The sequence below is a fragment of the Streptomyces lanatus genome (assembly GCF_014655715.1).
Lineage (GTDB): Bacteria > Actinomycetota > Actinomycetes > Streptomycetales > Streptomycetaceae > Streptomyces > Streptomyces lanatus.
Genome location: NZ_BNBM01000023.1, coordinates 53,435 through 66,668, shown reverse-complemented (window position 1 = coordinate 66,668; position 13,234 = coordinate 53,435). Strand labels below are relative to the sequence as shown.

General features: G+C 69.2%; 14 protein-coding genes and 3 pseudogenes. 5 read left to right on the top strand and 12 right to left on the bottom strand.

Annotated features, from left to right (window positions below):
• Positions 1 to 180 precede the first annotated feature (180 nt).
• Positions 181 to 1,149: an AraC-like ligand-binding domain-containing protein gene (locus IE325_RS40520; protein ID WP_190075195.1), complete on the top strand. Its 969-nt coding sequence runs from the start codon at positions 181 to 183 to the stop codon at positions 1,147 to 1,149.
• Between the two features lie 225 nt (positions 1,150 to 1,374).
• Here the strand turns inward: IE325_RS40520 and IE325_RS46425 are convergent.
• From IE325_RS46425 to IE325_RS40505, 5 genes and pseudogenes are all read right to left on the bottom strand, one after another.
• A pseudogene (locus IE325_RS46425) lies at positions 1,375 to 1,630 on the bottom strand (IS630 family transposase); the annotation flags it as partial.
• A 490-nt stretch (positions 1,631 to 2,120) separates the two neighbouring features.
• Positions 2,121 to 2,717 (bottom strand): nucleotidyltransferase family protein, encoded by a 597-nt coding sequence (locus IE325_RS40515; RefSeq protein WP_190075194.1) that lies wholly within the window; start codon positions 2,715 to 2,717, stop codon positions 2,121 to 2,123.
• A gap of 531 nt (positions 2,718 to 3,248) precedes the next feature.
• Positions 3,249 to 3,441 (bottom strand): annotated as a pseudogene (locus tag IE325_RS47170) (hypothetical protein); the annotation flags it as partial.
• A gap of 56 nt (positions 3,442 to 3,497) precedes the next feature.
• A complete protein-coding gene (locus IE325_RS40510) occupies positions 3,498 to 3,770 on the bottom strand; it encodes a hypothetical protein (RefSeq protein WP_190075285.1) in 273 nt (90 codons plus the stop codon).
• Between the two features lie 21 nt (positions 3,771 to 3,791).
• Positions 3,792 to 4,556: an SDR family oxidoreductase gene (locus tag IE325_RS40505; protein WP_190075193.1), complete on the bottom strand. Its 765-nt coding sequence runs from the start codon at positions 4,554 to 4,556 to the stop codon at positions 3,792 to 3,794.
• A 190-nt stretch (positions 4,557 to 4,746) separates the two neighbouring features.
• Between IE325_RS40505 and IE325_RS40500 the strand changes: the two genes are divergently transcribed.
• The gene (locus tag IE325_RS40500; RefSeq protein ID WP_190075192.1) at positions 4,747 to 5,376 is read left to right on the top strand and encodes a TetR/AcrR family transcriptional regulator; all 630 of its coding nucleotides are present in this window, start codon (positions 4,747 to 4,749) and stop codon (positions 5,374 to 5,376) included.
• Positions 5,377 to 5,616: 240 nt separating this feature from the next.
• Positions 5,617 to 5,829 carry a hypothetical protein gene (locus tag IE325_RS47165; protein ID WP_373315325.1) on the top strand — a complete coding sequence of 71 codons (213 nt, stop codon included), beginning with the start codon at positions 5,617 to 5,619 and terminating at the stop codon, positions 5,827 to 5,829.
• On the opposite strand, the pseudogene IE325_RS40490 reads toward IE325_RS47165, so the two are convergent.
• Positions 5,789 to 5,908, bottom strand: a pseudogene (locus IE325_RS40490) (IS5-like element IS4811 family transposase); the annotation flags it as partial. The gene IE325_RS47165 and the pseudogene IE325_RS40490 sit on opposite strands and share 41 nt — an antisense overlap.
• Before the next feature lie 80 nt (positions 5,909 to 5,988).
• Here IE325_RS40490 and IE325_RS47305 point away from each other — a divergent pair.
• Complete coding sequence (locus IE325_RS47305) at positions 5,989 to 6,651, top strand: DUF3761 domain-containing protein (RefSeq protein ID WP_491590978.1); 663 nt, start codon at positions 5,989 to 5,991, stop codon at positions 6,649 to 6,651.
• 30 nt (positions 6,652 to 6,681) lie between these two features.
• Here IE325_RS47305 and IE325_RS40485 read toward each other — a convergent pair whose 3' ends face one another.
• Entirely contained in the window at positions 6,682 to 6,840 is a 159-nt protein-coding gene (locus IE325_RS40485; RefSeq protein ID WP_190075191.1) for a hypothetical protein, read from the bottom strand.
• A gap of 264 nt (positions 6,841 to 7,104) precedes the next feature.
• Here IE325_RS40485 and IE325_RS40480 point away from each other — a divergent pair, with 264 nt between their 5' ends.
• Complete coding sequence (locus IE325_RS40480; RefSeq protein WP_190075190.1) at positions 7,105 to 9,255, top strand: MMPL family transporter; 2,151 nt, start codon at positions 7,105 to 7,107, stop codon at positions 9,253 to 9,255.
• Positions 9,256 to 9,556: 301 nt separating this feature from the next.
• Here IE325_RS40480 and IE325_RS40475 read toward each other — a convergent pair whose 3' ends face one another.
• From IE325_RS40475 to IE325_RS40455, 5 genes are all read right to left on the bottom strand, one after another.
• Positions 9,557 to 11,008 carry a HAMP domain-containing sensor histidine kinase gene (locus tag IE325_RS40475; protein ID WP_190075189.1) on the bottom strand — a complete coding sequence of 484 codons (1,452 nt, stop codon included), beginning with the start codon at positions 11,006 to 11,008 and terminating at the stop codon, positions 9,557 to 9,559.
• Positions 11,005 to 11,697 (bottom strand): response regulator transcription factor, encoded by a 693-nt coding sequence (locus tag IE325_RS40470; protein ID WP_107460438.1) that lies wholly within the window; start codon positions 11,695 to 11,697, stop codon positions 11,005 to 11,007. Before IE325_RS40470 ends, IE325_RS40475 begins: the two co-directional genes overlap by 4 nt.
• A gap of 120 nt (positions 11,698 to 11,817) precedes the next feature.
• Positions 11,818 to 12,231, bottom strand: a complete 414-nt coding sequence (locus IE325_RS40465) for an MreC domain-containing protein (protein ID WP_190075188.1) — start codon at positions 12,229 to 12,231, stop codon at positions 11,818 to 11,820.
• Positions 12,228 to 12,467 carry a hypothetical protein gene (locus IE325_RS40460; protein ID WP_190075187.1) on the bottom strand — a complete coding sequence of 80 codons (240 nt, stop codon included), beginning with the start codon at positions 12,465 to 12,467 and terminating at the stop codon, positions 12,228 to 12,230. The genes IE325_RS40465 and IE325_RS40460 overlap by 4 nt, the downstream gene beginning before the upstream one ends.
• Before the next feature lie 392 nt (positions 12,468 to 12,859).
• Positions 12,860 to 13,195, bottom strand: a complete 336-nt coding sequence (locus tag IE325_RS40455; protein ID WP_190075186.1) for a hypothetical protein — start codon at positions 13,193 to 13,195, stop codon at positions 12,860 to 12,862.
• Positions 13,196 to 13,234 lie beyond the last annotated feature (39 nt).

The following is a 13,234-nucleotide window of genomic DNA, read 5'->3' as shown; positions in this document are numbered from 1 at the left end:
TCAAGTTGGCGCCGCATCAGGTGAGGGCTCTGCGTGGGCCCGTCGAAGCCGTTGCGCAGCGAGAGAGAATCCCGCCAGACTGACGGCGGGAACTGTCCGTGTCGAGGGGGGGCTTGTGGGGGAGCGGACTGAGGTACTGCCAGGCTGGCTCTGTGACCGACGCAGACGAGGGTCTGCCTCGTGAGCCCGGTCCTGGACACCGAGTTCATCCCGCCGCAGGACCGGGAGGAAGTGGTCCGAAACGCGGTGTGGGAATCCATGGTGGCGGTCGACATCGACCACGGACCGCCGGCTGAGGACATCTCCGTCCGCATTGGGCTCGGCACCGTGGGACCCATCAGGATCTGTTCGGCGCGGGCGACCGCGGTCACCCTCCGTCGGACGGAGCGGCTCGCCCGGGAGGACGAGGAGCCGGCCGTCACTCTCGGTGTTCAGATGACGGGCAGCAGCGTGGTGGTGCAGAACGGTCGTGAATGCCTGCTGAGGCCGGGGGAGTTCGCCGTCTACGAATCGATCGCTCCCTACACACACCTCTTCGACGAGGGAGTCGACTACCGCTTCATCCGTTTCCCCCGCACGGCACTCGCGCTCCCCGACCGGTTGCTACGGGACATCACCGCGGTCCCCCTGGGATCCGACAACCCCATTGCGCGCCTCGCCTTCACCTACTTCTCCCAACTGGCCGCCAGCGACGCATTGCACCAGGGCGTGCACGCCGAGGCCGTCGTGGAACCCAGCGTCGAACTCCTCCGTGCGGTCCTGACGTCCCAGCACGGCAACTCCAGCCTGGCCAGAGCACCGTTGGAGGCGACACTCAGCCTGCGGATCACCCGATACATCCGGGCGCACCTAGCTGATCCCGATCTGTCGGCGGCACGGATCGCCGCCGCACACGACATCTCCGTACGTCATCTCTACGCGGTACTGTCCCGGTCGGGCATCAGCCTCGGAGACTGGATCCGTACACACCGCCTGGCGGAATGCAGGCGAGAGCTGGCCGGCCCGAACGGCCGGCTGCGGACCATCGCAGCGATAGGACGAAGGTGGGGCTTCGTGGACGCGACCCACTTCAGCAAGGTGTTCAGACAGGCATACGGACTCTCGCCCCGGGCCTGGCGCGATCAGAACCACCCCCGCTCCTGCGCGTAATGGTCTTTGCGCGGCCAGGTTTCGCGTGAACCCGACCTTGGATGCTCGGTCTGGGCCCTGGGTTCAGACCGAGCGGTCCATCAAACTCATGCCAGGCGAAACCGTCTTCGACCGGACCACGAGAAGGCCAGCCTTCAGGAGCGGGGCCACGGGTGTGCACAAGCCCAACTCATCGCGCCCGGAGCGCGAGTGCCGTGGGCTGGCTGCATAGGTTCGCCAAGTTCTTCAGGCCGCGGCGTCGACGGGACGTCCGCCCCAGTAGATGCCTCTCTCGCTGCGGATCCGGGCGCGTTCCTTGCGTTCGGCGGCCAAGACGTCGCGTTGACGGGCATTGGCGTTGCGCCACAGCAAGCAGCGTGTGCAGGGCCCGGATCTGCACGGCGTGGTTGGGGTGATGGGAGTTGGCGATGAGGGTGAACTGCCGCAGCGGTCCGAGGTGGACCTCGATCGGGTTGGCCCACGAGGCATAGGCTGTGGGCGTCCTGCTGTTGGGGCCGTTACTTGCGCTGGGCTCGTGCCCGTGCCCCAGCGGGCCGGCCTGCCCCGCACGGTCGTTGACGGCCCGGGGCCGGACAGCCTGGTTCACCCAAGGGCGGAGGAACTGCCGGGTCCTGACGCTGGATCTTGTCGGTGGCGGCCATGCCGACGCGCTCCTGCTGTCCGTCGGCGGGCATGCTGGCACGGTTGTCGTTCGGCGTCTGCGGCCGCTGTCGGGTGTGGGTCGGCTTCGCGGTCTGGGCCGACTGGCCCCGCATGGACTTGTCTGGGCGGGCGGCCGGGGCGCGTACCACGGCACCGCCGTCCTGTCGGACCGGGGCAACGGCTGGTCGTTGAACGCGCCTCCCGCAGGCCCCACGCGACCTCCTCACCACCGCAGCGACGGCAAGTGCGGCCATGGACCGGCCCTTGATGGCGATTCTTGAAAACGGCTCGGTCCGCAGTTGCGTGAAGGTGGGTAGTCAAGCCGCCGATCAGTTTGGCCACGGCAGGACGGTGAGCTCCGGCCATTCCTCCTTCCAGCGCGCCGCCTTGGCCTCATAGACTTCCCGCGGAGCCAGGACCGAGTTGGGCCGCACGACCAGGTTGAACACGTCGGAGAGCCCGTGAGGTGCGTAAACGCGCCACCCTCTATCGGATTCCAGCCGGACGCCCAGACAGCACGTTGTTGCAGCGAAGCAGTCGATCGCGGTCTCGGTGGATTCGTGTGGCGGACACGGGTTCCCGAACTTCTGCTCGTACCAAAGATGCACGCGGGCTTCGTTGCGGATCTCCACCTCGGCCGGCAGGCCGGTGAACACCTCCTGCCCCGCCTTGATCACGGCGTCCTCCGCTTCCCAGGAAGGGTCGCTGCCGTCGAAGTAGAAGACGTCGTAGTCCTTGATGCCGTTGGTCGGGGGCCTGTCGGTGACCACGTTCCATACCGTCTGGAACAGGCAGCCCGCCGTCAGGTACCAGCCGGGCAGCTCAAGTGTTGCCGCCCTAGCCATCACGTCAGTCAAGATCTCGTTCTGGGAGAGCACGGAGCGTAAGCCGTTGAGTTGCTCATCGAGAGGAAGTCGCCCAAACATCCGCCTTGCCTACCACGATCGCCGCCGGAGCATCACGGCTGGGTGAGGATGCGGGTTCGCAGGAGTTCGAACGAGGCGCGGCCGTACATGGCTCTCTTGAGTGTTTCACCCGGTTCACATGGCCTTCGACCACCTCGGAGCTCCCGGGCAGGGTGAGTCCGGCGGTGACGGCGTCGAGGTCCTGACGGAGGAGGCCGGCGAAGCCCTTCATCGGCTTGGGCGCGTCCTGTTCAGCCTGCCGGATCCACTCCAGCAGGAGGTATCCGCGCTGGTGGCGGACCAGGTCGGCGTAGGCGCGGGCGAGATCGCAGGCGCGGGTGATGTCCGGCGGGCCAGCACCAGCGGGCCACGGTCCGGCACCGCTGGCGCCGTCACGGCCTCGCCGTGGCCGAGGAACTGGTGCTGTCGGTCAGGACCGTGGAAAGGCACATGTTTTCGGTCCTGGAGGGGCTGGGTGCCGCAGCGAGATGCGGGCCTTGGTCCAGGCGAAGCAGGCACGGGCGGGTCCGGCAGGCTACGCGTACGCCCCGGGGCGGAGAACTGCCAGATGGACAGGGGGAGGCCGAGAACGGCGACCAGCGCGGCGACGGAGGGAAGGGGCCATCGGGCGCGTTCGAGGGATGTCGAGGCGTAGTTCGTGGTCGGCGAGCCGCCGGTCGGTCTGGTCGCCGCGCGGGATGAGCAGGGCGAGGGAGCCGTCGACTCGGGCGAACCCTTCGGCCATGGTGCCGCGTAGCTTCTCCGGCTCGACGGCGACCGACTCGAGTGGGGGCGGTTGGGTCACGCGCTGCCACCCTGGTCGTCGTCGACCAGGCCGAGGCCGACACGGTCGAGCAACTGCTCGACGGCGGGCAGGGCCATGACGCGCGTGGGTCCGCTGGCGACGGCGAGGGCGCCGGCGACCAACGGCAGGGACTCGAGGTCGGTGCGGCAGATGCCGGACGACTCGATGCGCACGAGGACCTCGTCGGCGCCCGGGTTCCGGACGAGGACGTCCTCCAGTTCGACGGCGCCCTTGCCGCGTATGACGGCGGCCTGCGTCTGCACTGACATGGATTGTCTCCTCGGGCGGTTTTAGAAGTCCTGGTCGGTGGGGCGGATCACGATCTCGTTGACGGCCCGGCGGCGCGGGCTGGTGGCGATGTAGGCGATGGCGTCGGCGATGTCCTCGGGGTGGAGTTTCTCCACGCCCTCGAAGCGCTGGCTCTCCGCCTCCTGCGCGTGACCCTGCTGGTGGCTGAACAGTTCGGTGTCCACGGCGCCCGGCTCTATGACCGAGAAGCGCAGGTTGCGGCCGCCGAACTCCTGGCGCCAGGCCTCGGTGGCCGCGGTGACGCCGAACTTGCTGGCGTTGTAGATCGCAACCCCGGCCGTCGCGACGCGGCCGGCCACGGAGCTGATGTTGATCACGTCGGCGACCTGCCGGTCGGCGCTCTTGGCCGCCTCCAGCAGGTGGGGCACTGCGGCCTTGACGACGTACATCACGCCCTTGACGTTGACGTCGATCATCTGGTCCCACTCGTCCAGGCGTGCACGCTCCGAGTCGCCGTTGAGCATGGATCCGGCCGCGTTGACCACGATGTCGAGGCGGCCGAGGCTGTCGACGACCTCCTGGACCGCGGCGGCCGCGGAGTCCGCGTCGGTGACGTCGGCGGCGACCGCCATTGCCCGGCCGCCTTGAGCGGCCACGAATTCGGCGAGTTCCTCGACCCGGTCCTTGCGGCGGGCGACGAGCGCGACGGTGGCGCCCTCTTCGGCGAGCCGCAGGGCCGTGGCCCGTCCGATACCACTGCTCGCGCCAGTGACAAGCACCACAGTCGAGTTCAGCTTGCTGGTCATACGTCTGCCCTCCAGAAAAAAGAGGCATAGTTGCTGCTCACACTCAATGTATGAGGTCTCTTACTTGCTTCAATGTAAGAGGACTCTAGCGTGAAGTCAAACGCCCGCATCGACGGAGGATGGAGGCGTGCGAAACCGCCACTCCGACATGTAAGATCTCCCTTACATTGAGTGAGGAACGGAGGAATTCGTGCCGAAGCGCAGTACCTACCACCACGGCGACCTGAAGGCTGCGCTGGTGTCCACCGCGCTGGAACTGATCGCGGAGCAGGGCATCGCTGCGCTGTCCGTGGCCGAGGTGGCCCGGCGCGCAGGTGTCAGCACAGCGGCTCCCTACCGCCACTTCGCCAGTAAGCAGGCCTTGCTCATCGCCTGCGCCGTCGCCGCGGCCCGCTCACTCACAGCGCGGATGCTCCAAGCACAAGAGGAACTGCCCCGCGACAAGCAGGGGTCGGTCGACCCGGTCGAGGCCACAGCGGCCGCAGCCGCCGCCTACACGCGCTTCGCCGCCGAGAACGGCTCCGGACTTGACCTGATCTTCGCCCCCGAACTGCAGGACGCCGGAGACGAGGATCTGCTCCAGGCCGGCCGCGGCGTGATGGACGCCCTGCTCCCCTCGGCCCTGGCCCTCACCGGCGGAGACGCACGCGAGGCCTTGGAGCTGCTGGAGCGGCAGATCGCCGCGGCTCACGGCTACGCGGCGCTCCTGCGTTCCGGCTTCCTCACCCGGCGCCGGCCCACGCTCGACAACGTGGCCTCCCACGCCGCGGCCATCGCGCGAACCCTGGCCCGCGAGGCACAGCCCACCGCCCAGAGTTGATCCCCACAGGCGCCTGCCACACCGACGGCCCCCGGTTCACGAAACCACCGGTCGCTCCTCACGCGAGGATGACGGGCACGCGGCGGGCCCGACTGCTCTGGCCACGCCGCCGCGACCTCTCCAGGTGAGGCACTGTCGGCAGCTCGCGCAGGGTGCTGGTTCCGGGGAGGCGGCCTGGAGGTTCACCTGGGCGTCGAAGAGGACTTCCACCCGAACAGGAAGGCGCATCCAGGCATCCTTGTGACCTCCATCCAGGCGCTCGCTAAGCGCCTGGAAGTCAACGGAGTCGGCGTCACCTGGGATGACAACTTCCCCGGGCATACCCGCTTCTACGCGTTCGACAAGCTGGGCAACCCCGGCTGGAATTCCTTGAACCCGTCCGCGATTGACGACGTCAGGGTGACCGGTGAACTTCTTTGGTCCAGGTGTCGGTACGAGGCCCTCGCCGGGTGAGGCGTCGGGTCATCATGGTCATGAGTGCCCAGTTCAGGTGGGCTTCGGAGTGCTGGGGTAGGCGTTCGTAGTCGCGGGCGTCGCCGCAGTCCCAGACATGGACCACGACCCGCCCAGGGCGCCCGTCATCCGGGGGATGCGCTGGACCTTCCAAGCCCAATGGGCGGAGTGCGGCGGCTCGTCGACGTCTCGCGGCAGGGGAGTCGTGGGCACCTCGTCGTGCGAGACCCCGTCGATCGGCCGAGTCTGTGCCGGGGTCAGCCAGGCCGTGTACTTGTGAGGCTCCGCCTGCTCGGTCGCCAACTGGTGGAGAGACAGTATTCCGGGGGTGCGCTATTGGGCGCCTCGGAAACCTCTCCGGGAGCGTGCAGGCACGTAGGATGCGGCGGTGCCGTGTGGGGACACGGCCGGGGGGAGAGGGCGAGCGTGCGCTCGGCGTGGGATGGGATGAGAAGGATCTGTGCTGCGGTCTTGGGTGTCTTCCAGCTGTTCTGTGCCGTCATGTTCGTGCCTGTGTTCGTGGGTCTGGTGATCGTGGGACTCGTCTGGGATGACCCCGGCGAAGTGAATCGACCAGCGCCGGCTGTGTCGGAAGAGCCTGCCTCTGTGTCCCCGGTGCAGTGGACGTACCAAGGTGCTGTGTGTGCCGACGGCTGGGTGTCCGCCTCTGTCGGGGAGCGGGGCGCGTGCAGCCATCATGGCGGGGTCGCCGGAAGCTGGGTGGCAACGGACGGCACCGAAGTGATCTGTCGAAACTCTCCGCCGCGCGCTCAAGAGCAGATCGACCGGTCAGTGGCCGCCTTCGGCCGGATTGTCTGCTAGACAACAAGGCGTCCGAGTCAGGCCCAGTGGCTATTCGGTCGCACCCATGCGGGCGGCGAGGCAGGCGCTCCAATCGTCCTTGGCGTAGTTCGTCCAGCTCTGTGCCGTGCTGGGGTGCATGCCGAAGAGGTCGGCGACCACGATCGGCGGGAGGCTGGTGACGGCTTCGATCATGGCGGTGTAAGGCATCCCATTCGTGGTGGTGAAGGCGGTTCCTCAGAGGGTCAACCCGGCATCACGGCGCAGAGTTGGCGCGACGTCACCTTCACTCGGGCCTCCCGGCCGCCGGTGCAGGCGGATCCTGCGAGACACCCGCCGACAAGGCATCGATGATCTACGTGACCTTCTGCAACGGACGCCGGTTGCTTCACGGGCTCTAACGGTTGTCTCAGGTTCGCTCTTTAGGAAGGAGGCATCAGGGAAGCGATGTAACCCGTATGTAGGAGGCTAGTGATGGCAGTCAAGGCAGCGCCGTCCGGGGAAGCGCCGGCCGGTCGGTTGGCAGGCCGGTGGGTGCCGTGGTTGGTGATTGGCTTATGGCTGGTGCTGGCGGCGGGCATGGTGCCGCTGAGCGGAAAGTTGAGTTCGGTCACCACCGACAGCGCCGTGGACACTCTGCCGGCCAGCGCCGAGTCCACCAAGGTGGCGGTGCTGGAGGACGGTCTTCCCGACGGTGACGACAACACGTTCGTCTTCGTGTACCACCGTGCCAGCGGCATGACCGACGCCGACCGCGCGACGGTCGAGCGCCACTACGACACCCTTGCCGAGCGGTACCCGCCGAAGGCGACGGCGGCGGCCGGCGGCGGCGACGAGGGCCCACCGACGAGCCCCTCCACCGACGGCAAGGCGATGATGTTCACCCTCGAGGTGAGCACGGCCTACGGCGCACCGGAGGACATCGTCGGCCCGTTGCGTGACGCCGCGAAGGACCGCCCCTTGGGCCTGGAACTCGACGTGAGCGGCCCGGGCGCGATCGACGGCGACATGGATGCCGTCTTCGACGGCATCGACGTGCAGGTCCTCCTCACCACCATCGTCGTCGTCACGCTCCTGCTCATCCTCACCTACCGCAGCCCGGTGTTGTGGATCATCCCGCTGGTGGCCGTTGGCGCGGCCGCGCTGACCTCGATGGGGACCGTCTACCTGCTCGTCAAGGGCTTCGGCATCGTGGTCAACGACCAGAACTCGGCGCTGCTGACGATCCTGGTGTTCGGCGTCGGCACGGACTACGCGCTGTTGCTCATCGCTCGATATCGGGAGGCGCTGCACCACCACGAGAACGTCCGGGTCGCGATGGTCCACGCGCTGCGCTCCGCGGCGCCGGCCGTCGTCGCGTCCGCGGCCACCGTGGTCGCCGGCCTGCTCTGCCTGCTCGTCGCGGACCTGAACAGCACCAGCGGGTTGGGCCCGGTCGGTGCGGCCGGCATCCTGTGCGCGCTGGTGGCCATGCTGACGCTGTTCCCGGCGGTGCTCGTGGTGCTCGGCAGGGGTATCTTCTGGCCGGCCGTCCCGCGGTTCAGCACGGCCGTGGAGGAGAAGCCGGGGCTGTGGGGACGGCTCGGCGCCGCCATCAGCCGCCGCCGGTGGGTGGCGACGCTCGGCTCGCTCGGAGTCCTCGGCGTGCTCGCCCTCGGGCTGGCGGGCAACACCGGCGCCCTGCGGGAGCAGGACCAGTTCCTGTCCGCGCCGGAGTCGGTCACCGGCTTCACCGTTCTCCGCCAGCACTTCCCGGAGCTCGGCGGCCAGCCGATGACGATCTTCACGCGGCCGGCGCACCAGGAGCGGGTGCTCGACATCGTCAAGGACACTCGCGGTGTGGCCCTGGCCGTCCCGGAGCAGACCAGCGGTGGCTGGGCCAACATCTCCGTGTTCCCGAAGGACGCGCCGGACACCGTCGCGGAGTACGACACGATTCTGCGGGTGCGCACCGCCGTGCACGCGGTGAGCGGGGCGGAGGCGATCGTCGGCGGGCCGAGTGCGGAGAACCTCGACACCGAGGTGACCACCGAGCGCGACGAGAGGCTGGTGATCCCGCTGGTGCTCGCCGTCGTCCTGATCGTCCTCGGGTTGCTGCTGCGCGCGATCCTGGCCCCGCTGGTCCTGATGGCCACCGTGATCGTCTCATTCGCCGCGGCCTTCGGTGGCAGCGTGTTCGTCTTCGACACGATCCTCGGGTTCAAGGGTGTCGACTATTCGGTGCCGCTGCTGGCATTCCTGTTCCTGGTGGCGCTCGGCGTTGACTACAACATCTTCCTGGCCAGCCGGGCCCGGGAGGAGACCGTGCGTCTCGGCACCAGGGAGGGCATGCTCAAAGCCCTCTCCGCCACCGGTGGCGTCATCACCTCGGCAGGCCTGGTCCTGGCGGCCACGTTCGCGGTCCTCGCCACACTTCCGCTGGTGATGCTGATCGAGGTCGGGTTCCTGGTCGCCTTCGGCGTGCTGCTCGACGCCCTGCTGGTGCGGTCGGTTCTGGTGCCCGCCCTCACCCTGCTGATCGGCCGGCGGATGTGGTGGCCGAGCCGGCTGTCCCGTCCAGCGGCAAAGCTGCCGGACGGTCAACAGTCGCTCGCCGACGACGAGGAGCCCGCGCTGCAACGGTGAGCGCGGCGGCACGGACGAGATCCGGGACGGGCCTCAGGCCCGTCCCGGATCTTTTCACGGGCCCGACCGGCCGCCGCCCTTTGGTCCTGCGCCACGCGCCGGGGCTGGGGTCGGCGCACCGCGGTGTCCTGCCCCGACGGTGGGCCGCCCGGGACCATGCCCGAGGGCCGCCGACCCTTGTCCTGCGCCGTGCCGTCGGGGCTGGGGTCGGCGGATCGTGGTGTCCTGCCCCGGTGGTGAGCTGCGCTGGGCCGTGCGCGAGGTCGCCGTCGCTTGTCCTGCGCCGTGCGGCCGGGTCAGGTCAGCGCGCCGCGGTGTCCTCCCCGGCGGTGAGCCGCGCGATCGGGGCGGGCGGGGCCGCGGCCGGAAGGTCGACCCGAAGCAGCGCGCCACCGCGTGCGGAGCGGGCGACGGTGGCCCGGCCGCCGTGGGCGTCGACGACCCGCTGCACGATCGACAGCCCCAGACCGGATCCCGGCAACGCCCGGGCGCTGTCGGCACGGTAGAACCGGTCGAACACCCGCGGTACGTCGGCGGCTTCGATGCCCGGCCCGGCGTCGTCGACCTCGAGCACCGCCGACGCACCCTGGGCACGGAGCCGGACCTGGACCGGCTGGTCCGCGGGGGACCACTTGCCGGCGTTGTCGATGAGGTTGAGCACCGCCCGCTGGAGGGCGGCGGGACGCCCGCTCACCCACACGGAGGTCACGTCGAGCGCGACCTCGATGTCGGGCACGCGGGAACGCGCCCGGGTCGCGGCGGCCACCACCACGTCGCCGAGGTCGAGCAGCTCGGTGTTCTCGTCGCTGACGTCACCGCGCGCCAGGTCGGTCAGCTCGGCGGCAAGGGTGCTCAACTCGGCCACCTGGGCGCCGAGATCGTTGAGCAGCCGGGTCCGGCTCTCCGCCGGCAGTGCGCTGTCCAGGGTGCCGCGCCGATCGAGCCGGATCAGCAGCTCGGCGTTGAGGCGCAGGCTGGTGAGCGGGGTCTTGAGCTCGTGGGCGGCGTCCTCGGCGAGCAGCCGCTGGGCCCGCCGGGAGTCCCGGAGCGCGGCGAGCATGTCGTTGATCGACTGGATCAGCCGCCGGATCTCCCCACCGCCCTCATCCGGGATGTCGGCGTCGAGATCCCGGGTGTGCGCGACACGTACCGCTGCGGCGGTCAGCCGGTCGATCGGTGCCAGCCCGGTCCGCGCCACGGTCCGCCCGACAAGGGCACCGCCGACCACGCAGAACAGCCCGATCAGCAGCATGCCGAACCCGAACCGGTTGACCGGGCTGTCGTCGGCGACGCGGGCCACCTGGACCGCGCCGTCGCCCGCCCGCAGCGTGTAGATGAGGTAGCCGTCCTCGTCGCTGTCGTTCGACTCCATCAGGTCGGCCGACGCGCCCTGCGCCACGCGCCCGGCGTGCTCGCTGACGGGGGGCAGCGCGGGTTGGCCGGCCGGCGTCCGGGTCGAGCCGTCGGGCAGGATGACCCGCACCAGCCGACCGGATCCGGGATACGGCGGTAGCTGGACCTGCGCCAGCCCGGCGCGCTGCGCGTCCGTCGCCAGGACGCGGGAGTCGGCGCGCAGCTGATTCTCGGCGCTGTCCCGCAGCTCCCAGCCCATCAGCTCGCTGGCCACCTGGAAGGCCACGAACACGCTGACCGCGATGGCCGTCGCCGCGATCACCGTCAGCCTGGTCCGCAGGGACCGCCGGCGCCACCATCGGGTCAGCCGGCGCGGTTCCCGGCCGGTGGGCCTGCTCACGGAGGAGTCTCCCGCAACGTGTATCCCAGGCCGCGCAGCGTGTAGATCAATCGCGGCTCACCCTCGGCCTCCATCTTGCGGCGCAGGTAGCTCACGTATACCTGGAGGTTGTTGGCGGTGGCGCTCATGTCGAAGCCCCAGATCGCCTCGAACAGCGCGTCGCGGGTCAAGACCCGGGTCGCGTTGCGCATGAGGACCTGCAGGAGGGAGAACTCGGTCCGGGTCAGGCGCAGCGGCCGCCCGCCCCGCCACGCCTCGAACCTGTCGGGATCGAGCCGGACGTCGGCGAACGACAGGATCTGCGACTCCCCGTCGGCCGGCGTGCGCCGGCGCAGCAGGGCCCGCACCCGGGCCAGCAACTCCTCGGTGGCGAACGGCTTGGGCAGGTAGTCGTCGGCGCCCGCGTCCAGCCCCGTGACCCGGTCGGAGACCTGGTCACGAGCGGTCAGCATCAGCACCGGCAGATCCCGACCCGCGGCCCGCAACCGCCGGCAGGTCTCCAACCCGCCGAGGCGGGGCATCATCACGTCGAGGATCAGCAGATCCAGCGTGTCACCGCCGGCCCCACCGACCCCGTCGAGCACGGCGAGACCGTTGGCGACGGTGCTGGTGTCGTAACCCTCGACCTGGAGCACCCGCTCCAGCGACTCACGGATGGCCGCTTCATCATCCGCGATCATGATCCGCACGCCGGCCCGCCCCCTTCCAGTCGATGCTTTCGCCGCTCATCGTCCCCGATCAACCTGAAGCCAGGATTAGCGCGTCGCTGGGGACCGCGCTCTTAGCTTGACTCTGAAGCTCAGGAAAACCTAGCGGGCTTGGGGCCGGCGCCCGTGGGTTCCGATGCGGGTGACACCGGTGGCGGCTTCGAGCTGCTGCTTCAGGCGCTGGTTGTCCAGGGTGACTTGCTGGATGCGGGCGGCGGCCGACGAGAGGTGGGCGGTCAGCTCCTTGTTCCGCCGCTTCAGCTTGGCATTGCGAGCAACGAACTGGTCGTAGTGGCTGGTTGGAGTGTCGACTGCGGGTGCGCTGGTGCGGGCGGCTTCGGCGATGTCCCGGGCGATGCCGGGGAAGTGGCGGCGGAAGGTGGTGTTGCTCAGCCCGAACTCGCGGGCCAGGGCGAGGACGGTGGGGCGCTTGCCGGTGTCGATGGCCGTTTGGCGGAGTCGGGTCAGGGCCGCATGGACCCGCGCTTGGGATGGGAGGTCGGTGCGACGGGTCACGAAGGCTCCTGAGTGGTGGCGAGGAGGCCTTCGATCTGGTGCTTGCGCCGGAGCAGTCGGTTCTGCAGGAGGGGCGGCAGCGGTGGGCGTCGGGTCAGCTGCTGGTCGACCAGTTCGATCTCTCCTCGCAAGGCGTCGGTGTTCTCCCTGGTGAGGGCGACGTTGCGGCAGGCCAGTGGCTGGCACTGGGGGGTGGTCTCCGAGTCCTTCGAAGGCTCCTTGGCGGGCTCGTTCACAAAGGGCCTTGGCCGGGTCGTGGACGTAGGTGACGTAGGTGCCGGGATGGACCGCGGGGTCGTCCCGGTTCATGATCCGTCGGAGTCTGCGGTCGTCGAGGACGACGGTGCCCTGGAAGCGGGATCGTTGTTCGAACTCCTCCAGGCGGCGGGTGCCTCGGCGGCTGCCGGGCCGGCCAGGCGGTTGTGCTCGTGGGCGTCGATCACGGTCAGGAGGTGTTCGCCGCGGGCCAGGGCTTGTTCGCTTTCGACCTCTGCCCGGAAGCCGGAGTCGGCTGGTGCCTAACGGTGCAGTCGGGTATCGGAACTCACCGAATAGGTCGGACGGCGCGGTGCCCCATTTGATGGGGCTCAACAAAAGCATGCCGTGTCCGGCTTCGAGCAGGGCGGCTTCAGAAGGCCGGCGCCACGTGGGGGCTGAGCACGTGGCGGATGGCGGTGAAGGCGTATCCATGGCGCGCGAGGGAGTCGCCCCAGTTCCGTTCGTCGGGGTCGTGCTCGTAGCGCAGGCAGTGCCAGCGGGCGGAGACTGGGTCGGTCTTGTCGTCGACGTTGTGCCCCAGGTTCTCCAGGTGGGCCCTCCACCTCTGGACGACATCGAGGTCGGTCTCCCCGGGACGCCGGTCAACGAGGTCATCGACGGCTTGCCGGCGCACGGCAGCGGGCTCAACGCGCTGCTCTTTGGCCGTGATGTCGGCGTACGACTGTTTGTGTCCAGCCGCGTACACCGAAGCGTCCCCGTGGAATCCTGCGGCGAAGGTCGGCGG

Excerpts from the sequence above, each read along its gene's own strand:
- IE325_RS40515 (WP_190075194.1), bottom strand. The coding sequence starts at position 2,717 with ATGTTTGGGCGACTTCCTCTCGATGAGCAACTCAACGGCTTACGCTCC.
- IE325_RS40480 (WP_190075190.1), top strand. The coding sequence starts at position 7,105 with ATGGCAGTCAAGGCAGCGCCGTCCGGGGAAGCGCCGGCCGGTCGGTTG.
- IE325_RS40510 (WP_190075285.1), bottom strand. The coding sequence starts at position 3,770 with ATGTCAGTGCAGACGCAGGCCGCCGTCATACGCGGCAAGGGCGCCGTC.
- IE325_RS47305 (WP_491590978.1), top strand. The coding sequence starts at position 5,989 with ATGGGCGGAGTGCGGCGGCTCGTCGACGTCTCGCGGCAGGGGAGTCGT.
- IE325_RS40485 (WP_190075191.1), bottom strand. The coding sequence starts at position 6,840 with ATGCCTTACACCGCCATGATCGAAGCCGTCACCAGCCTCCCGCCGATC.
- IE325_RS40505 (WP_190075193.1), bottom strand. The coding sequence starts at position 4,556 with ATGACCAGCAAGCTGAACTCGACTGTGGTGCTTGTCACTGGCGCGAGC.